The sequence below is a fragment of the Xanthomonas sp. SS genome (assembly GCF_014236835.1).
Classification (GTDB): Bacteria; Pseudomonadota; Gammaproteobacteria; order Xanthomonadales; family Xanthomonadaceae; genus Xanthomonas_A.
Genome location: NZ_CP051190.1, coordinates 3598220 through 3617334, shown reverse-complemented (window position 1 = coordinate 3617334; position 19115 = coordinate 3598220). Strand labels below are relative to the sequence as shown.

14 protein-coding genes and 1 riboswitch are annotated in these 19115 nt (G+C 68.7%); of the genes, 11 read left to right on the top strand and 3 right to left on the bottom strand.

From position 1 onward, the window contains the following. Positions 1–9 precede the first annotated feature (9 nt). The 5 genes from HEP74_RS14980 to HEP74_RS14960 all read left to right on the top strand — a co-directional run bounded on the left by HEP74_RS14980 (position 10) and on the right by HEP74_RS14960 (position 4413). Positions 10–1173 carry a zinc-dependent alcohol dehydrogenase gene (locus HEP74_RS14980; protein ID WP_185813555.1) on the top strand — a complete coding sequence of 388 codons (1164 nt, stop codon included), beginning with the start codon at positions 10–12 and terminating at the stop codon, positions 1171–1173. 222 nt (positions 1174–1395) lie between these two features. Beyond that, a complete protein-coding gene (locus HEP74_RS14975; RefSeq protein ID WP_255427760.1) occupies positions 1396–2376 on the top strand; it encodes an acyl-CoA dehydrogenase family protein in 981 nt (326 codons plus the stop codon). Next, positions 2364–3125, top strand: coding sequence for a PIG-L deacetylase family protein (locus HEP74_RS14970; protein ID WP_185813554.1), 762 nt, complete (start codon positions 2364–2366; stop codon positions 3123–3125). Before HEP74_RS14975 ends, HEP74_RS14970 begins: the two co-directional genes overlap by 13 nt. Further along, a complete protein-coding gene (locus tag HEP74_RS14965) occupies positions 3122–3718 on the top strand; it encodes a class I SAM-dependent DNA methyltransferase (RefSeq protein ID WP_185813553.1) in 597 nt (198 codons plus the stop codon). Before HEP74_RS14970 ends, HEP74_RS14965 begins: the two co-directional genes overlap by 4 nt. Further along, positions 3715–4413, top strand: coding sequence for a glycosyltransferase family 2 protein (locus HEP74_RS14960; RefSeq protein ID WP_185813552.1), 699 nt, complete (start codon positions 3715–3717; stop codon positions 4411–4413). The genes HEP74_RS14965 and HEP74_RS14960 overlap by 4 nt, the downstream gene beginning before the upstream one ends. A gap of 1302 nt (positions 4414–5715) precedes the next feature. Here the strand turns inward: HEP74_RS14960 and HEP74_RS14955 are convergent. Beyond that, complete coding sequence (locus tag HEP74_RS14955) at positions 5716–7818, bottom strand: catalase (RefSeq protein ID WP_185813551.1); 2103 nt, start codon at positions 7816–7818, stop codon at positions 5716–5718. 474 nt (positions 7819–8292) lie between these two features. Here HEP74_RS14955 and HEP74_RS14950 point away from each other — a divergent pair, with 474 nt between their 5' ends. Together HEP74_RS14950 and HEP74_RS14945 are read left to right on the top strand one after the other, a co-directional pair. Continuing rightward, a complete protein-coding gene (locus HEP74_RS14950; protein WP_185813550.1) occupies positions 8293–9768 on the top strand; it encodes a GGDEF domain-containing protein in 1476 nt (491 codons plus the stop codon). Positions 9769–9847: 79 nt separating this feature from the next. Beyond that, positions 9848–10567, top strand: coding sequence for a hypothetical protein (locus HEP74_RS14945; RefSeq protein WP_185813549.1), 720 nt, complete (start codon positions 9848–9850; stop codon positions 10565–10567). Positions 10568–10705: 138 nt separating this feature from the next. Here HEP74_RS14945 and gcvP read toward each other — a convergent pair whose 3' ends face one another. Then, positions 10706–13567 (bottom strand): aminomethyl-transferring glycine dehydrogenase, encoded by a 2862-nt coding sequence (gene gcvP / locus HEP74_RS14940; RefSeq protein WP_185813548.1) that lies wholly within the window; start codon positions 13565–13567, stop codon positions 10706–10708. Positions 13568–13668: 101 nt separating this feature from the next. Beyond that, positions 13669–13776, bottom strand: a riboswitch (glycine riboswitch). Positions 13777–14135: 359 nt separating this feature from the next. On the opposite strand from gcvP, the gene HEP74_RS14935 reads away from it, so the two are divergent. The 4 genes from HEP74_RS14935 to HEP74_RS14920 all read left to right on the top strand — a co-directional run bounded on the left by HEP74_RS14935 (position 14136) and on the right by HEP74_RS14920 (position 16977). Beyond that, the gene (locus HEP74_RS14935; RefSeq protein ID WP_185813547.1) at positions 14136–15386 is read left to right on the top strand and encodes a multidrug effflux MFS transporter; all 1251 of its coding nucleotides are present in this window, start codon (positions 14136–14138) and stop codon (positions 15384–15386) included. Between the two features lie 52 nt (positions 15387–15438). Next, positions 15439–15852 (top strand): hypothetical protein, encoded by a 414-nt coding sequence (locus HEP74_RS14930; RefSeq protein ID WP_185813546.1) that lies wholly within the window; start codon positions 15439–15441, stop codon positions 15850–15852. Between the two features lie 4 nt (positions 15853–15856). After that, positions 15857–16387 (top strand): GNAT family N-acetyltransferase, encoded by a 531-nt coding sequence (locus tag HEP74_RS14925; protein ID WP_185813545.1) that lies wholly within the window; start codon positions 15857–15859, stop codon positions 16385–16387. 95 nt (positions 16388–16482) lie between these two features. Next, a complete protein-coding gene (locus HEP74_RS14920; protein WP_185813544.1) occupies positions 16483–16977 on the top strand; it encodes a tetratricopeptide repeat protein in 495 nt (164 codons plus the stop codon). Positions 16978–17067: 90 nt separating this feature from the next. Here HEP74_RS14920 and HEP74_RS14915 read toward each other — a convergent pair whose 3' ends face one another. After that, positions 17068–19041, bottom strand: coding sequence for a M2 family metallopeptidase (locus tag HEP74_RS14915; protein ID WP_185813543.1), 1974 nt, complete (start codon positions 19039–19041; stop codon positions 17068–17070). Positions 19042–19115 lie beyond the last annotated feature (74 nt).

The window sequence follows — 19115 nt, the reverse complement described above, 5'->3', positions numbered from 1 at the left end:
CACCATCCGATGCAAGCTCTCACCTATCACGGCACCAAGGACGTGCGCGTGGAAACCGTTCCCGATCCGGTCCTGATCGATGCCGACGACATCGTGCTGCGGGTCACCGCTACCGCGATCTGCGGCTCCGACCTGCACCTGTATCGCGGCAAGATTCCCGACCTGCACAGCGGCGACGTGCTCGGCCACGAGTTCATGGGCGTGGTCGAAGACGTCGGCCCGGAGGTGACGCGGGTGAAGAAGGGCGACCGCGTGGTGATCCCGTTCGTGATCGCCTGCGGCGAGTGCTTCCACTGTCGCCTGACCGAATACGCCGCCTGCGAGACCACCAATACCGGCAAGGGCGCCGCGCTGAACCAGAAGGGCATCCGCCCGCCGGCGGCGCTGTTCGGCTACAGCCATCTGTACGGCGGCGTCGCCGGCGGCCAGGCCGAATACGTGCGCGTGCCCAAGGCCAACGTCGGCCCGCTGGTGGTACCGGATGCGCTGCACGACGAGCAGGTGCTGTTCCTGTCCGACATCCTGCCTACCGGCTACCAGGCTGCGCTCAACGCCGGCGTCGGCCAGGGCAGCACCGTGGCGATCTTCGGCGCCGGCCCGGTCGGGCTGATGACCGCCGCCTGCTGCCGCATGCTCGGCGCCGAGCGCATCTTCATGGTCGACCGGTACCAGTACCGGCTGGATTTCGCGCAGAAGACCTATGGCGTGATTCCGCTCAATTTCGAACAGATCGACGATCCGGCCGACATCATCGTCGGCCAGACCGACGGCCGCGGCGTGGATGCCAGCATCGACGCGGTCGGCTTCGAAGCCAAGGGCAGCACCGTGGAAACGGTGATGGCCACGCTGAAGCTGGAAGGCAGCAGCGGCACCGCCTTGCGCCAGTGCATCGCCGCCACGCGCCGCGGCGGCACGGTCAGCGTGCCCGGCGTGTATGCCGGCTTCATCCACGGCTTCCTGTTCGGCGACGCGTTCGACAAGGGCCTGACCTTCAAGATGGGCCAGACCCACGTGCAGCGTTTCCTGCCGGAGCTGCTGGAGCATATCGGCGAAGGCCGGCTCAAGCCGAACGAGATCATCACCCATCGCATGAGCCTGGCGCAGGCCGCCGACGGCTACGCGATCTTCGACAAGAAGGAACAGGACTGCCGCAAGGTGATCCTGACGCCGTAACCCGGCGCGGCCGTCGCCTCGCTGCCGTCGCGCTGCATGCAGCCGATGGTGGCCGAGGCCGGCACCGTGCATGAACTCTTTATCGATGTGCACGTCGCCGTGCGGCATGCACACGCTGCGTGGGCGGCGTGCCTGTTGTGATCGCGGCACACCCCGCATCGCATGCCGCGCATCCGTCGCGCCATCGACCGTGTCGTTTTTCGAATTGCCTGAGAGACTTCCTTGACCGATTTGCTTTCCCCTGCCGCATTGGGCGACGTGTGCGATCTGCGCAGCGCCGCCTTGCGCGTGCTCGAACGCTATCCGCAGCTGCCGCTGCCCGGCGCCGGCAACACCCTGGATCGCTGGCGGATCCTGGCCGAGATCGCCGCGAGCGATGTGTGCCTGGCCAAGGTGCTGGAGGCGCATTACGACGCGCAGGCGATCCTGGCCGAGCTGGGCGCCGCAGCGCCTGCGCCCGGGCAACTGTTCGCGGTATGGGCCGCCGAAGCGCCGGATGCGCGCCTGGCCTATCGCCGCGATGCCGGGCGTGGCGAAGTGCACGGCCGCAAGGCCTGGTGCTCCGGCGCCGGCATGGTCGATTGCGCGCTGCTCACCGCGCACGACCAGGACCGCCAGCACCTGGTGCAGGTGTCCATGCACCAGCCCGGCATCGCCATCGATACGCAGGCCTGGGCGGCGGTCGGCATGGCGCGCGTGGTCAGCGGGCCGGTGACCTTCGATGCCGTGCCGGCCAGCGCGATCGGTGCGCCGGGCCGGTATCTGGCGCGTCCGGGTTTCTGGCATGGCGGCGCCGGCATCGCCGCCTGTTGGTTCGGCGCGGCGACCGCGGTGGCCGAGCGCCTGCGCGCGCATCCGAAGCTGCAGCGCGATGCGCATGCGGCGATGCACCTGGGCGCGATCGACCAGCAGCTCGGCGCGGCGCGCGCGCTGCTGCGCGAACTGGCCGCGGCGATCGACGCGGCACCCGAACACGATCACCAGCATGCGGTGATCCGGCTGCGTTCGTTCGTGGAACGCGCCGCCACCGACGTGCTCGATCGCGTCGGCCGCGCGCTGGGCCCGGCACCTCTGTGCAGCGATCGCGAACACGCCCTGCGCTGCGCCGACCTGGCCGTGTTCGTGCGCCAGAGCCATGCCGAGCACGATTGGGCGGCGCTGGGCCAGGCGCTGGCCGACCAGGTGCAGCCATGGCGGCTGTGAGCGCGGCGCAGATCCACGGCGACGGCACGCCGGAATCGGCGTGGCAGCGCTCGCCGTGGCTGGCGGCCTTGCCGCAGCGCCGGATCGAAGACCTGCTCGCCGGCGCTGGCCGCTTGGTGGTGGTGTCGCCGCATCCGGACGACGAAGCGCTGGGCTGCGGCGGCGCGGTCGCCTGCGCGCGGCGGCTGCGCCTGCCGGTGTGCCTGATCGCGGTGACCGACGGCGAGGCGTGCTATCCCGACGATCCGTACTGGACGCCGCAGCGCCTGCGCGATGTGCGCCGCGCCGAACTGGCCGCCGCCGCGCAGTGCCTGGGCCTGGATGCCGCTGCGATCTGCCACCTGCGCATCGCCGACGGCCAGGTCGGCCAGCGCGAATTCGTGGTCGCCGAACAGATCCACGCGCATTTGCATGCCGGCGATCTGGTGCTGACGACGTGGTGCCACGACGGTCATCCGGACCACGAAGCCACCGCGCGGGCGGTGCGGCGCGCCGTCGCCGCCGGCGATGCGCGCATGGCCGAATTCCCTGTCTGGGCCTGGCATTGGATGGACGCCGGCGCGCCGCAACAGGCGCTGCCTGGCGCGGTCCGCTATGCGCTGGACGACGCCGACTGGCAGGCCAAGCAACAGGCGCTGCGCTGCTTCGCCTCGCAGCTGGGCACCGCGCAACCGGCGGTGCCGGCGCCGATCCTGCCGCCGCAGGTGCTGGAACGTTTCGCGCGCCGCTTCGAGGTCTTTGTCGCATGAGCGCGGTGCAGGAGTATTTCGGCGACATCTACCGCGACGACGATCCGTTCGGCTATCGCGAACGCTGGTACGAGGCACGCAAGCGCGCGTTGTTGCTGGCCAGTCTGCCGCGCGCACGTTTCGAACGCGCCTGGGAACTGGGTTGCTCCAACGGCGAGCTGACGGCGGCGCTGGCACCGCGCTGCGACGCGCTGCTGGCCACCGACCTGTCCGAGCGCGCGGTGGCCCTGGCCGCGCAGCGCAATGCGGAATCCGCGCACGTGCAGGTGCAACAGGCCGAGCATCCGCGCAGCTGGCCGCCGGGCCGTTTCGATCTGATCGTGTTCAGCGAGGTCGGCTATTACCTGCCGTTGCCGCTGCTGCAGGACTGCATCCAGCGTTTGCGCGCGTCGCTGACCGAGCAGGGCGTGCTGGTCGCCTGCCACTGGCTGCATCCGTTCGCGCAGGCGTGCATGGACGGGCGCGCGGTGCACACCTGCCTGGCGCAGACCCTGCAGCTGCCGCGCCTGCTGCGCTACGAGGACGACGACGTGCTGCTCGAAGCCTGGAGCGCTACCCCGTATTCGGTCGCGGCCGCGGAGCGGCTGCGGTGATCGCGGTGCTGATTCCGGCGCACGACGAGGAACTGCTGATCGGCGCCTGCCTACGCTCGGTGGCGACGGCGGCGCACTGCGCCGGCCTGCGCGGCGAGGCGGTGCAGGTGTTCATCGCCCTGGACCGCTGCAGCGACGGCACCGCGGGCATCGTGGCCGCGCACGGCGCGCAGGCCATCGTGCTGCAGTCCGGCAATGTCGGCAGCGCGCGCGCGGCGGCGGCCGAGGCCGCGCTGGCCGCCGGCGCCCGCTGGCTGGCGTGTACCGACGCCGACTCGGTGGTGCCGGCGAACTGGCTGTCGGCGCAACTGGACTGCGCCAGCGACGCGTTCTGCGGCATCGTCACGGTCGGCGACTGGGACGACTACGGCAGCGCGCTGCGCGATGCCTACCGCGCCGGCGAATGCCGCCGCGACGACCACCCGCACGTGCATGGCGCCAACCTGGGCCTAAGCGCCGACCTGTACCGGCGCTGCGGCGGCTTCCTGCCGCTGGCCGCGCACGAGGACGTGGCGCTGGTCGAGGCGATGGTGCGCGTGCAGGCGCGGATCGCGCGCCGCGCGCAGCCGGTGGTGGTCACCAGCGCCAGGCGCGTGGCGCGGGCACGCGGCGGTTTCAGCGACTACCTGAAGCAGATGGAGCGCAGCCTGGCCGAATCGCTGCTGCCCACGCCGGGTGGCGACGTGCTGGCTTGAGCCGAGGTGCATAGCTCCTCTCCCGTCGGCGACCGAAGGAAGTCCCGTGGGAGAGAGGGATTGGGGTGAGGGTCCGGCGCGAAGCGACTCGCGGAGTGTGGGTGCGCGAGGCTGCGCCCGTACCCTCATCCGCCCCTTCGGGGCACCCTCTCCCGATGGGAGAAGGGAGCAGCCGTAGCCCCTCTCCCCTCGGGAGAGGGGTTGGGGTGAGGGTACGGCGCGAAGCGTCTCGCGGAGTTCGGGTACACGAGGCTTCGCCGGTACCCTCATCCGCCCCTTCGGGGCACCTTCTCCCGATGGGAGAAGGGAGCGGCCGCTAGCCCCTCTCCCCCCGGGAGAGGAGTTGGGGTGAGGGTCCGGCGCGAAGCGACTCGCAGAGTTTGGGCGCACGAGGCTTCGCCCGTACCCTCATCCGCCCCTTCGGGGCACCTTCCCCCGAAAAGGGGGCCATGGTCCCGGTGGGGAGAAGGGAACAGCCGTAGCCCCTCTCCCCCCGGGAGAGGGGTTGGGGTGAGGGTCCGGCGCGAAGCGTCTCGCGGCGTTTGGGTGCACGAGGCTATGCCCGTATCCTCATCCGCCCCTTCGGGGCACCTCCCCCGAAAAGGGGGCCATGGTCCCGGTGGGAGAAGGGAACAGCCGGGATGCATAGCCAGAACAGCTACCGAGCCGCCAGATCCGCTCCCATGTCCGTCTCATGACGGCGACCACCAACGGCCTGCACAGCGCGCGCCCACCGCCAGGGCACCGCGCATTCAGCCAGAAACGCAAAACCGCGCCCGCAGCGGACAGGCCTCGGGATAAGTTTTGTCTCGGATTTGTTGCGAGACAGCAGTCGGCCCGGCCGTAGATCCGCGTTTGTCAATAGGCGCCAAGCAGTTTCTTTTGTTTTTCAACCACTTGCCCCATGGCTGCCGCTGCGCCGGAGGGCGCGCCGTTGTCCACAGGGGGTGTGGATGACTTCTGCATAAGGGTGTGGATAAGCCCGTCGCGGCCACGTGCCACAAGACTGTCAAGAGACCTGGCGAAAAATTAGACAGGGCAATTTCCGGCGCCCGCATCCGTCCTGATTCCGGAGGTCGGCAACACCGTTCATCGGCTCTAGGGGAGGGCAGTGTTGGACCGCTGCCGCGACCAAGATACCGATCAGGCGCCGCCGCGACGGCCGGCTCGGGACCCGGTGCTACGCCCCACCGGAAAAACCAGCGCTGCGCCCCAGACCCGCCGCCCCCAACCGCAAACGAAAACCGCGCCATGCGAAGGCATGGCGCGGTCGGGGGCAAGGCTGACGCTGGCGACGCAGGCTCAGGCGAGCATGCGCAGCTTCGGTTCGCGGTCCCACTGGCGGGTCTTGGCGGCCTCGATGAAGCCCTTGGCGTTGCCGGCATCGAGCACGCCGGCGTCCTTGACCACGTTGCCGGCCTTCAGCAGCGGCTGCGCCCCGGCGTCGGCCGCGATCGCCTTCAGGTGCGCGAAGGCGTTGCTGACGAAATCGACCGCCGCCGACTCCTTGCTCAGCTGCTTGCCGGCCTCGGCCGACAGCACCACCGCCACCGCGTCGAACACGAACGACGGTGTACCGGCCAACTGCCCGTCCGCGGCCAGTTTCTTGCCGTCGCTGAGCTTGGCGCCGCCGACCTTCGGCGCCACGATCTTGACCGTGGCGCCGGCGTCGCGCGCCGCCTTCTGCAGGGCCTTCACCGTCGCCGCGTCGGAGCCGTCGTGGACCAGGATGCCGATCGCACGCCCCTGCAGGGTGTGCTTCATCTTGCCGATCAGTTGCAACGCCGGCGACGGCGGCATGTCCTGCGGCGCGACCGCGGCCGGTGGCGCCGGCGGCAACGCGTCCATGCCCAGGCCGTCGGCCACGCGCTGCGCCAGCGCCTGATCGACGTGGCGCAGGTGCCCGACCACCGCCTCGCGCACATGCGCGGTCTCCACCTTCGACAGCTCGAACACCAGCGCCGAGGCGACGTGCGCCTGTTCCGGCTTGCTCTGGCTGCGGAAGAACATGCGCGCCTGGCTGTAGTGGTCGGCGAAGCTCTCGGCGCGCACGCGGCCCTTGGCGCCGTCCTCGCTGGGCGTGGCGTGGCTGGGGAAGCCGCGCGCGCTTTCGCGCGGGGTGTCGTCCTGCAGCGAGCTGGGTTCGTAGGCGACGCGGCCCTTGGGCACGCCCATCTGCATGTGCCCGTCGCGCTGCATGTTGGCGAACGGGCACTTCGGCGCGTTGATCGGGATCTGGTGGAAGTTCGGCCCGCCCAGCCGGCTGAGCTGGGTATCCAGGTAGGAGAACAGGCGGCCCTGCAGCAGCGGATCGTTGGAGAAATCGATGCCGGGGGCGATGTTGGCCGGGCAGTACGCCACCTGCTCGGTCTCGGCGAAGAAGTTGTCCGGCCAGCGGTCCAGCACCATGCGCCCGACGATCTTCAGCGGCACCAGTTCCTCGGGAATCAGCTTGGTCGAATCCAGATGGTCGAACGGGAACTTGTCGGCCTCTTCCTCGGTGAATAGCTGCACGCCCAGCTCCCATTCCGGGAAATCGCCTTGCTGGATCGCTTCGAACAGATCGCGGCGATGGAAGTCCGGATCGGCGCCGGCCAGCTTCACCGCCTCGTCCCACATCGTGGATTGCAGGCCGAGCTTGGGCCGCCAGTGGAACTTGACGAAGGTGCTGTTGCCGTTGCGGTCGAGCAGGCGGAAGCTGTGGATGCCGAAGCCTTCGATCATGCGCAGCGAGCGCGGAATGGTGCGGTCGCTCATCGCCCACATGATCATGTGCAGCGATTCGGGGGTCAGCGAAATGAAATCCCAGAACGTGTCGTGCGCGCTGGCCGCCTGCGGGAAGCCGCGGTCCGGCTCCATCTTCACCGCGTGGATCAGGTCCGGGAACTTGATCGCGTCCTGGATGAAGAACACCGGGATGTTGTTGCCGACCAGGTCCCAGTTGCCTTCCTTGGTGTAGAACTTGACCGCGAAACCGCGCACGTCGCGCGGCGTGTCCACCGAACCGGCGCCGCCGGCGACGGTGGAAAAGCGGGTGAACACCGGTGTCTTCACCCCGACCTCGGTGAGGATCTTGGCGGTGGTGTAGGTGTCCAGCGACGCGGTCAGCTCGAAATAGCCGTGCGCGGCGCTGCCGCGCGCGTGCACGATGCGCTCGGGGATGCGTTCGTGGTCGAAGTGGGTGATCTTCTCGCGCAGGATGAAATCTTCCAGCAACGTCGGTCCGCGCGGCGTGGCGCGCAGCGAGTTCTGGTTGTCGGCGATCGGAATGCCCTGGTTGGTGGTCAGCGGCGGATGCGTGCCGCCGGCATGCTGATGCAGTTCGTCGCCGCGACCGCGCTGGTCGGCGACGGCGCTGGTATCGACGGGCGTGCTGGATTTGCTGGGCTTGCGAGGGCTGGCCATGGATGAGCGCTCCGGGGGATGAGGCAGTTACGGCAGAAGGGATTCGCGCTGCAATGGCTGCGGAATGTGCGGGAGAGAGGGGTGTCAGGGGTCCGACCGATGCTGTGCCGGCAGCCGTGAACGATCCGTGCAACCTGTCCGAGCATGGCGTGAGGACGCTGCTGCGGCATGTGTTGCAGTTCGCACAAAGCGCGGACGTGCGAGCGACGTGTATCGCTGAGTTCCGATGCGTCGCGCCACGGCCTGGCGTCGCCCGCGGCGGCTGCGGCGAACCGCGGGCGTGCCCGCTGCCGCTGCCCGTCGGGACGCCGCAAGCGCCGAACGGTGCGGCATTGCCGCTAAGCTGGCGCTACAGGACAGCGCCGCGCGGCCGATAGTGCGTTGCGCGCCGCTCCTTTCAGGGGCCGCGAGCGCGGGGACGGCGCAGCGGCAGCGGCCGATGCAACGCAGCATGGCGTGCGACGGAGACCGAACGTGTTCTTGCCCATCGTCGTCATCGGGTTGTTGCTCGCCCATGCGCTGGCCGCGCAGGCGGGCGGCAGCGCTGCGCCTGCGGCGCAGTGGTGCGGACTGGCGGTGCAGGCGATGGCGGTGCTGGCCGTCTTGCGCCGGCTGCGCCACGCGCCGGCGGTGGACCGCTGGCCGTGGCGGCTGCTGGGTGGCGTGGTCGGGGTGCAGATGCTGTGGACCGGCTGCAACCTGCTGGCGCTGCTGGTGCCGCAGCACGGTCCGACGCTGCAGGTGCTGGGCGTGATGTTTTCCGGCTCGTCGATGGTGCCGGCGCTGTTCCTGATCGCGCGCTCGTTCAACCGGCCGCAGCCGCGATTGGTGGTGGCGCTGGACGCGCTGCTGGCGCTGGTCGGTGCCGGCCTGCTGTTCCTGCTGATCGACCTGGCGCTGTCGTCCAGCAACGGGTTCTCCGAACCCGACGTCAGCCTGATCATCAATCACGCCGATGCGATGGGTCTGCTGCTCGCGTCGATGGCCACGCTGCGCCTGCTCGGCGCCGGCGGCTGCAGCCGCCGCCACTTCTATCTCAGCGCCAGCGCCTACCTGTGGGCCAACGCGGCAGTGACGGCGCTGTACAACCGCATCGAATTGGCCGGGCTGCCGTGGTGGGGTGGGCTGCTGATCGATCTGCCCGGCATGGCGCTGGTGCTGGTGGCGTCGCTGCCGCGGGGGCGCTGGCTGCGCCACGCGCGGCCAAGCATGCGCAGCGCGGAACTGATCGCCGCGTTCGCGCCGATCGTGTTTTCGCTGGCGGTGCTGTTGCTGGCGATCAGCGTGTCGCGGGTGAGCTTCTTCTGGGGCATGGCCGCGGCCACCGCGGCGGTGGCGGTGTACGGCGTGCACGTGGCGTTCCTGCACAGCGAGCACCTGGAAATCCAGCGGCTGAGCCGCCTGGGCACGCGCCGCCTGCAGCAGCAGGTGGCGCGCGATCCGCTGACCGGCATCGCCAATCGGGTCGGCCTGGCGGCGCGGCTGCGCGACCTGGACGGCGGCCTGGACTGTTCGCTGCTGATGATCGACATCGACTTCTTCAAGCAGTTCAACGACAGCCATGGCCACGTGGTCGGCGATGCCTGTCTGGTGGAGGTGGCCACCGCACTGGCCGAGGCCTTGCCCGCGCACACCGCCACGGTGGCGCGCTACGGCGGCGAAGAATTCGCGGTGGTGCTGCCGGACACCGTGGCCGATGCCGCGCATGTGATCGCGCGGCGCCTGCTGGCGACGATCGAGCAGCGGCAGATTCCGCACCCGGCCAGTCCGCTGGGCGTGGTCACGGTCAGCATCGGCATCGCCACCCATCCGGCCAGCGCCGAGGCGGCGATCGATCTGCTGCACCACGCCGACGCCGCGCTATACCGCGCCAAGCGCAACGGCCGCAACTGCTGCGCGCATGCGCAGGACGCGGCGGCGGAGATGCACGGCGTCGCGGCGCCGGGCTGAGCGCACGCGGTAAATGCTGCGCGAGAGCGCCGCCGAATCGTGCCACCATCGCGGTTCCTTCCTGCACGCTCGATCCGCTATGACGCACACCTCCGCCTGGCCGTGGTTCCCTCTGTTGCTGGCCGTCACCGGCGCCGCGCAAGCGCTGGATCCGCCTGCGGTGGTCTATCCGCAGTTGCCCGCGCAGGGCGGCGATGCCGCCGCGTTCGTGCCGAGCGGCTGGAAGCTGGAGGTCGAACGCCGTGGCGATCTGAACGGCGATGGCCGCGCGGATCTGCTGCTGGTGCTGAAGATGGCCGATCCGCGCAATGTGTTGGACAACACCAACTTCGGCCCGGATCGCTTCGACACCAATCCGCGCATGCTGGCGGTGGCCTTCGCCGAGGGCGATGGTTACCGGCTGGCGCTGCGCGATCACACGCTGATCCCGCGCCCGGACGCGCCGAACATGGAGGATTACCTCGAAGGCGGCGAACCGGCCATCGCGCGCGGCACGTTTTCGGTCAACCTGAACCAGTTTTCCAGCGCTGGCAGTTGGAGCACCTCCCAGACCACGTTCCGGTTCCGCTATGGGCAGGGCTGTTTCCAGCTGATCGGCTACGACGTGCACGGCACGAATCGCGGCAGCGGCGAAGTCCACGATATCAGCGCGAACTACCTGACCGGCAAGGCCAAGGTGAGTGACGGCAACATCGAGGACAGCGCGCTGCGCACGCACTGGCGCCAGCTGCCCAAGCAGCCGCTGCGCTGCATCGAGCAGATCGGCGACGGCCTGGAGTTCGATCCCGGCGTGGAGTGAAACTGAGCGCAGCGTCTCGAGTGGTCTAGGCGTGCGCCGGACGCGGCGCACTCGAACGAATTTGCGCAGCGTGCGGCAAAAGAAAACCAGCCGCGGAGTCCGCGGCTGGTTCTGGCATGCGTCCGCGATCGCGGAGCGTTACGCCACCACATCGTCCTTGTACGCATCCACCGGGATGCACGCGCACATCACGTGCTTGTCGCCGTAGACGTTGTCCACCCGCGCCACCGGCGGCCAGTACTTGGCCTGCTTGAGCGTGGGCAGCGGGAACGCGGCCAGCTCGCGCGGATAGGCGTGGGTCCACTCGCCGGCGGTGACCTGCGCGGCGGTGTGCGGAGCGTGCTTGAGCGGGTTGTCCTCGCGGTCCAGGCGGCCGTCCTCGATCGCGCGGATCTCTTCGCGGATCTGGATCATCGCGTCGATGAAGCGGTCCAACTCGTGCAGCGATTCGCTCTCGGTCGGCTCGACCATCAACGTGCCGGCGACCGGGAAGCTCAGCGTCGGCGCGTGGAAGCCGAAGTCGATCAGGCGCTTGGCCACGTCCTCGGCGCCGATGCCGGTGGTCTTCTCCAGCGGGCGCACGTCGAGGATGCACTCGTGCGCGACCAAACCGTTGCGGCCGGTGTACAGGGTCTTGTAATGCGGGGCCAGGCGCTTGGCGATGTAGTTGGCGTTGAGCAGCGCGACCTGGGTCGCCTTGCGCAGCCCGGCGTTGCCCATCATGGTGATGTACATCCAGCTGATCGGCAGGATGGAGGCGCTGCCGAAGCTGGCCGCGCTGACCATGCCGACGTCGCCTTCGCCGCCCAGGGTCTTCGGCAGGTAGGGCGCCAGATGCGACTTCACCGCGCACGGACCCACGCCCGGGCCGCCGCCGCCGTGCGGGATGCAGAAGGTCTTGTGCAGGTTCAGGTGCGACACGTCCGAGCCCCACTTGCCGGGCTTGGCCACGCCGACCAAGGCGTTCATGTTGGCGCCGTCGGTGTAGACCTGGCCGCCGTGCGCATGCACCGCCTCGCAGATCGCCACCACGTCTTCCTCGAACACGCCGTGGGTGGACGGGTAGGTGATCATCAGCGCGGCCAGGCGCTCGCTGTACTTCTCGGCCTGGGCGCGGATGTCGTCGACATCGACGTTGCCGTTGGCGTCGCACTTGGTGACCACGACCTTCATGCCGCACATCTGCGCCGAGGCCGGGTTGGTGCCGTGCGCCGATTCGGGGATCAGGCAGATGTCGCGATGCGCCTCGCCGCGCGCACGGTGGTAGGCGCGGATCGCCAGCAGGCCGGCGTATTCGCCCTGCGCGCCGGAGTTGGGCTGCAGGCTCACCGCGTCGTAGCCGGTACATTCGACCAGCATCGCTTCCAGTTCGCCGATCAGCTGCGCATAACCGGTGGATTGCTCGGCCGGTGCCAGCGGATGGATCGCGCCGAACTGCGGCCAGGTCACCGGGATCATCTCGGCGGTGGCGTTGAGCTTCATCGTGCAGCTGCCCAGCGGGATCATGGTGCGATCCATCGCCAGGTCCTTGTCGGCCAGCGCGCGCATGTAGCGCAGCAGTTCGTGCTCGCTGTGGTGGGTGTTGAACACCGGGTGCTGCAGGAACGCGCTGCTGCGCTTGAGGTCTTGCGGCAATGCGTCGGCAGTGGCCGCATCGAGCGCATCGACATCGGCGCTCGCGCCGAACAGCTGCGCCAGCGCGACCACATCGGCGCGGGTGCTGGTCTCGTCCAGGCTGATGCCCACCGCCTCGCTGTCGATCGCGCGCAGGTTGATGCCGGCCGCGCGCGCCTTGGCGTGGATCGCCTCGGCATCGATCGCCTTGACGTGCAGCGTGTCGAAGAAGCGCTCGCCGACGTCGACGCCGGCGCTGCGCAGCGCCGCGGCCAGGATCGCGGCCAGGCGGTGGGTGCGCCGCGCGATGCGGGTCAGGCCGTCGGGGCCGTGGTAGACCGCGTACATCGCCGCCATCACCGCCAGCAGCACCTGCGCGGTGCAGATGTTGGAGGTGGCCTTCTCGCGGCGGATGTGCTGCTCGCGGGTCTGCAGGGTGAGGCGATAGGCGGGGTTGCCGGCGGCATCGATCGACACGCCGATCAGGCGGCCGGGCATCGAACGCTTGTAGGCGTCGCGGCAGGCCATGAACGCGGCGTGCGGGCCGCCGAAGCCGAACGGCACGCCAAAGCGCTGCGAGTTGCCGACCACGATGTCCGCGCCCCATTCGCCGGGCGCGGCGATCAGGGTCAGCGCGAGCAGGTCGGTGGCCACCGCGACCAGGCCGCCTTGCGCATGCACCGCGTCGGCCAGCGCCTTATGGTCGCCGATGTGGCCGAAGCTGTCCGGGTACTGCAGCAGCACCCCGAAGCACTCGGCCTGCAGCGCTTCCTCCGGCGTGCCCACGCGCAGCACGATGCCCAGCGGCTCGGCGCGGGTGCGCAGCAGTTCCAGGGTCTGCGGATGCACCGCGTCGTGCACGAAGAAGGTGTCGGACTTGGCCTTGGCCGAGCGCTTGGCCAGGGTCATCGCCTCGGCCGCGGCGGTGGCCTCGTCCAGCAGCGAGGCGTTGGCGATCTCCATGCCGGTCAGGTCCGCGCACATGGTCTGGAAGTTGATCAGCGCTTCCATGCGGCCCTGCGAGATCTCCGCCTGGTACGGCGTGTAGGCGGTGTACCAGGCCGGGTTCTCGAGGATGTTGCGCAGGATCACCTTCGGCGTGTGGGTGCCGTAATAGCCCTGGCCGATGAAGCTGCGCAGCACCTGGTTCTTGTCGGCGATGGCGCCGATCTTGGCCAGCGCTTCCTCTTCGGTGATCGCTTCGGGCAGCGCCAGCGGCAGCGGCGACTTGATCTTGCCCGGCACGATGGCGTCGGTCAGCGCCTCCAGCGAATCGTGGCCGACGGTGCGCAGCATGTGCGCGATCTCGGCGTCGTTCGGGCCGATGTGGCGTTCGACGAAGGCCGAGTGGTGTTCGAGGTCGCGCAGCGAGGGGGTGTTAGACATGGCGGTCGTCCGGCAGAGGAGGGCACGAAGGGCGGAGGACGCACGGATGCCGCCGTCGGCCGCAGCTGCGGACACGACCGACGGGAAGCCACATGTCTTCCCACTGCCCCTCTGTCCTTTTGCCTGAGAGTTTGGAAGCGGCGGCGTATTGCGCTGCGCTTCGTGCCCCTTCGGCGCCGGGTTGGACCGGTCTCTCCAGAGTCTTGGTGCGGGTGGTATCGGGCCTGAGCGATTACGGGCGTTTGCGCCTTCGGCAGCGGGTCGCCCCGCTTCTCCCACCATGCTGCCCGACGATTATAGCGTGGCTGGCGGCGCCCACGGGGCCGCCCCGGGCATGCCTGCAGCGGCCCTCGCGCCGGCTTGCTGAACCGTAGCGGCCTGCTGCCGCGGCTTCATGTGGAGGCCATCCCGGTCGCATCGATATGCCCTGCGCGGTCGGCGCTTAACGCGGCATCGGCCAGGGTTTATCATGGCGGCATTCCTTTTCCCATCGTTCCGTCCCTTGGACGGTGTCGTCGCGTGTTCGCCCGCCCGGGCTGCGTGCGGCCGGCTTTCCAGGATCCTGCGCATGACGCTCCCGACGATCTCGACCCGCCGCCTGGCATTGCTGCTGGCCGGGCTGGCGATGTTCGGCCCGTTCTCGATCGACACCATCTTCCCGGCGTTCCCGCAGCTGGCGCAGCGCCTGCGCGCCGATCCGGTGGCGATCCAGCAGACGGTCAGCGTGTACCTGCTGGCCTACGCGCTGATGGGCCTGGCGCACGGGCCGCTGTCCGACGCCTGGGGCCGCAAGCGGGTGATCGTCGGCGGGCTGGTGGTGTTCGTGCTGGCCTCGGCCGGCTGCGCGTTGTCGCGCGACCTGAGCACGCTGCTGGCGTTCCGCGCGCTGCAGGGGGTTTCCGCCGGGGTGGGCATGATCGTCGGCCGTGCGGTGATCCGCGACCTGTACCAGGGCCACGACGCGCAGCGGCTGATGAGCCAGGTGTCGATGATCTTCGGCATCGCCCCGGCGATCGCGCCGATCATCGGCGGCTGGATCCTGGCCACCGGTGCCGGCTGGCCGCTGATCTTCTGGTTCCTGGTCGGGTTCTCGCTGCTGTTGCTGGTCGCCACACTGCGCTGGATGCCGGAGACGCACCCGCCGCAGGCGCGTACCCCGCTGGCGCCGCGCACGCTGCTGCGCGACTACATCGCCATCGCGTTCAACGCACGCTTCCAGCGCCTGGCGGCTGCCGGCGCGTTCAACTTCGCCGGCGTGTTCCTGTACATCGCTTCGGCGCCGGTGTTCATGATCGACCTGCTGCACCGCACCGAGCGCGATTTCGCCTGGCTGTTCATTCCCACCATCGGCGGCATGACCCTGGGCTCGTTCCTGTCCGGGCGCATGGCCGGACGCATTGGGCCGATGCGGCAGGTGCGCATCGGCTTCATCTGCTGCGGCGTGTCGATGGTCGGCAACATCGCCTATACCGCGATCGCGCCGCAGATCGCGCTGCCGTGGGCGGTGCTGCCGATCTTCGTGGCCGGCCTGGGCATGGCGCTGATCTTCCCGATCCTGGCACTGGCGGTGCTGGACATGTACCCGCGCCAGCGCGGGCTGGCCTCGTCGCTGCAGGCCTTCACCCAGCTGATGCTCAACACCGTGGTGGCCGGGGTGCTGTCGCCGCTGCTCAGCGGCCGGCCGATGCACCTGGCGCTGGGCTCGGGCGCGTTCTTCCTGATCGGCTGGGGCTTCTGGCGCTGGGAACGGCGCAGCGGCAAGCGCTTGCCGCGGCCCGGCAGCCAGGTGCCACAGCTGGAGCCGGCCGATCCGGTGTGACGCCAGCGGCGCGGTTGGGCTATCGTCGCCGGGTCATCGTTGAGGAAATTGCATGTCCATCCAGTCCAAGCAGCGCCGCGACGTGCGCAAGAAGCTTGCCGAACGCCTGCGCCACCGCAGCGAGGCCGCCGCCGCTGCGGCCACCGCGATCGAACCGCATGCCGAGCTGCGCGACCAGCAGCGCACCTTGCTGGCCGGCATCGTGCGCCGCGACGGCGAGTGGGTGCTGGGCATGGACGGGCGCATCGCCGGGCAGAGCGAGAGCGCGGCGCAGGTGCTGTCGCTGATCATGCAGGCCGCGGAGCTGCACGAGCGCGCCGGCACCCCGGTGCGGCTGGTGTATTCGGATGCGCTGAAGGATGCCGCGCACGCCGATGCGCAGGCGCAGGGGCTGAGCTTCGACGAGTTCAAGGACCGCCACGCGCAGGTCATGCAGCGCGGCGCCGGCGCGGCGTTGCCGGGCTGAAGGCATGGGCCAGAGCGCCAGCCAGGCCGCGGACGCCGCCGTGTCGCTGGCGCGGGTGCGGCGCCGCGACGGCTTGGCGCTGATCCAGGCGCACCGCGCCAGCACCGCCCTGCATCATCCGTGGACGTATCCGTTCACCGACGTGCCCGGCTTCAACGCCTGGTACGCGCAGACCCTGGACGGCAGCAACGTCGCCCTGCTGGCGCGCGCCCGCGACAGCGGCGAGGTCGCCGGCCTGTTCACCTTCAGCCAGGTGGTCGGCGGCTGTTTCCAGAGCGCCTACCTGGGCTACCACGCCATGGCCGGCTGCGAAGGCCGCGGGCTGATGACCCATGCGTTGCGGCTGTGCGTGGCCTACGCGTTTTCCGAACTGGGCCTGCATCGGGTGGAGGCCAATATCCAACCGGATAACGCGCGCTCGCTGGCGCTGGTCAAACGCGCAGGTTTCCGCCACGAAGGCTATTCGCCGCGCTACCTGCGCATCGGCGGGGTGTGGCGCGACCACGAACGTTGGGCGCGGCTGGCCGACGATTGAGTAGGTGCAAGGCCTGGCACAACAGGAAAGCGTGAGAAGGGAAGGGCAAGAGCAAACCAAAACCAAACCAGACAAATCTGGTGGAAGGAGGGGCGATGACAGTAGAGACCCGTAGGGTGAGAGGCCGTCAGGCCACAAAGGTCCTTGGCCGCCAAGAAAGTAATAAGAAATACGATGCTGCTTTGCGTGCGGCAAGATCGATGAGATCTGACAGCGACCGAGGAGACCTTGCTCCAGTCGCCAAGTTGCTTGAGGAGGCGCATACACATGGTGACAAGCGCGCTACCTATGCGCTTGGTACTTGGCACTTTCATGGCCAGTTCTTCAACAAGGATGAAAAGAGAGGCTTTTCCTTGATGTTGGAAGCGGCTGAAAATTTTGTTCCGGATGCGTGCTTCGACGTCGCTGTCAGCTATGAAACGGGAAAAGGCGTCAGGAAGAGCTTAAAGAAGGCTGGCATTTACTACTTCAGGGCCATGATGTTGGGAGAGAAGCAATCGGTCGCCGAAGTTGGGCGATTGTTTTATTGGGGGATTGGCGTTCCCGAAAATCGAGGTATCGCTAAGGAGCTTCTGAACTTTTCAGGCTAACGGGGACGGAGGCAGTTATCTTCACCCATGACGCACAAGGCCCGCATCAGCGGGCCTTGTCGTTTAATGTCAGGCTCTTCCGAGCAATATTTACTTTTGCCCTGATGCCTGCACCGCCTTCGGCGCCTCCCACCCGCACATCTGCCCCTGGTTCTGCTGCTTGAGCCACTCCTGCATCGGCGCGAAGTATTCCAGCAGCGGGGCGGCGTCGAGCTTGTCGTTGCCGGTCAGTTCCTTCAGCGTCTGCTGCCAGGGCTGACTGCCGCCACGTTGCAGCATCGACCAGAACTTCTGCCCGGCCTCCTTGTTGCCGTAGAAGGTGCACTCGTACAGCGGACCCTTGTGGCCAGCCGCGTCGCACAGGCCCTTGTAGAACTGGAACTGCAGGATGTGCGACAGGAAGTAGCGGGTGTACGGGGTGTTGCCGGGCACGTGGTATTTGGCGCCGGGATCGAAAAAGTCCTCGCCGCGCGCCGTCGGCGGGGCCACGCCCTGGTATTTGGCCTTCAGTTCCCACCAGGCCTGGTTGTAGTGCTCCGGCGCGATCGAGCCGTCGAACACGCCCCAGCGCCAGCGGTCGATCATCAGTCCGAACGGCAGGAACGACACTTTCGCCAGCGCCATGCGCATCTGCGCGTTGATCAGTGCTTCGCGGCTGAGTTGCGGCGCTTCGACCAGGCCGATCGAATGCAGGTACTGCGGGGTCATCGCCAGCACGATGGTGTCGCCGATCGCCTCGTGGAAACCGTCGTTGGCGCCGCCCTGGAACAGCGGCGGCAGGGGGTTGTAGGCAAGGTCGTAATAGATGTGGCCGAGTTCGTGGTAGATGGTGGTGAAGTCTTCCTCGTTCGGCTTGATGCACATCTTGGTGCGCACGTCGCCGGCCATGTCCATGTCCCAGGCGCTGGCGTGGCAGACCACGTTGCGCTCCAGCGGCTTGATGAACTGGCTGCGCGCCCAGTAGCTGTCGGGCAGCTTGGGCATCGCCAGCGAGGTGTAGAAATCCTGCGCGCGCTCGGTCATCTGTTTGGCGCTCTGCAGCTGCGCGTCGCGCTGGGCCATGAACCGCGCTTCCGGCGAGGTGTCGCCATTGCGCCGCGCCAGCGCCGCGCCGAGGTTGCTCTGGTACTGCTTCTCCAGCGTGTCGGTGATGTCCAGGCTGCCGGCGCCAGGGTAGGGCTGCAGCAGGTCCCACAGATTGCTCCAGTCCTGCTGCCACATGTTGCCGAGCAGGTGCGCGGGCAGCAGGCCGCCGGCGACCTCGCCCTTGTCCTTGCCGTACTCGGCGTCGAGCTTGCCGCGGGTGTAGCAGTGCAGTTGCTCGTACAGCGGCTTGACCTGGCTCCACAGCCGGTCGGTCTCGGCGGCGATCTGCGCCGGCGGCATGTCGTAGCCGCTGCGCCACATCGCGCCGGTGTCGGCGTAGCCCATCTCGCGCGCGCCTTCGTTGACCAGTTCGACGAAGCGCTGGTAATCCTTGCGCATCGGCTGCGCGGTGCCGTGCCAGCCCTGCCACGCGTCGAGCTGCTGGTCGTAGTCGCGGCTGCGGCGCAGCACGTCCTCCAGTTCGCCCAGCTGCCGGCAGCGGCGCGCGTCGCCCTCGCCGGTGCAATAGGCGGCCGCGCCATAGGCGCCTTCCATCTTCGAGGCCAGCGTGGCCAGTTCGGCCAGCTTGGCCGGGTCGCGCGGCGCCGGCATCGCGGTCATCAGCTTCAGCAACTGCAGCGAACGCGCGCTGTCGGCGGACATCGGCTTGCCTTCGTAGCGCTTGGCCTGCGCGATCCAGCCGTTGAGCGTGGTCAGCCAGCGCTCGTTGGCCTTGGATACCAGCCGCTCCGAATCGCCGTTGATGTAGGTGATCGACAGCCATTGCGCCGAGGTCAGCTCCGGCAGCAGCGCGCGGTATTCCTCGTTGATGCGGGCGACGAACTGGTCGGCGCTCTCGCCGGGCGCGGACGGCGCCGGCGTGGTGTCGGTCTCGGTGGTCGCTTCCTTGCGGCACGCGGACAGCGCAAGCACGCTCGCGCCGATGCACAGCGCGAGCAGCAGGGGGCGGTGGTTCACGGCGAATCCTTCGGTGACGAATGCGAGGAGGCTAGTGGTCCGCCCCGCCCGCCGCAAGGGCCGCCCGCGCCGAC

What these genes read in the sequence shown, in the direction of transcription:
- HEP74_RS14930 (WP_185813546.1), top strand. Translation starts at nt 15,439, where the DNA reads ATGTCCATCCAGTCCAAGCAGCGCCGCGACGTGCGCAAGAAGCTTGCC.
- HEP74_RS14920 (WP_185813544.1), top strand. Translation starts at nt 16,483, where the DNA reads ATGACAGTAGAGACCCGTAGGGTGAGAGGCCGTCAGGCCACAAAGGTC.
- gcvP (WP_185813548.1), bottom strand. Translation starts at nt 13,567, where the DNA reads ATGTCTAACACCCCCTCGCTGCGCGACCTCGAACACCACTCGGCCTTC.
- HEP74_RS14945 (WP_185813549.1), top strand. Translation starts at nt 9,848, where the DNA reads ATGACGCACACCTCCGCCTGGCCGTGGTTCCCTCTGTTGCTGGCCGTC.
- HEP74_RS14925 (WP_185813545.1), top strand. Translation starts at nt 15,857, where the DNA reads ATGGGCCAGAGCGCCAGCCAGGCCGCGGACGCCGCCGTGTCGCTGGCG.
- HEP74_RS14955 (WP_185813551.1), bottom strand. Translation starts at nt 7,818, where the DNA reads ATGGCCAGCCCTCGCAAGCCCAGCAAATCCAGCACGCCCGTCGATACC.
- HEP74_RS14965 (WP_185813553.1), top strand. Translation starts at nt 3,122, where the DNA reads ATGAGCGCGGTGCAGGAGTATTTCGGCGACATCTACCGCGACGACGAT.
- HEP74_RS14980 (WP_185813555.1), top strand. Translation starts at nt 10, where the DNA reads ATGCAAGCTCTCACCTATCACGGCACCAAGGACGTGCGCGTGGAAACC.
- HEP74_RS14970 (WP_185813554.1), top strand. Translation starts at nt 2,364, where the DNA reads ATGGCGGCTGTGAGCGCGGCGCAGATCCACGGCGACGGCACGCCGGAA.
- HEP74_RS14935 (WP_185813547.1), top strand. Translation starts at nt 14,136, where the DNA reads ATGACGCTCCCGACGATCTCGACCCGCCGCCTGGCATTGCTGCTGGCC.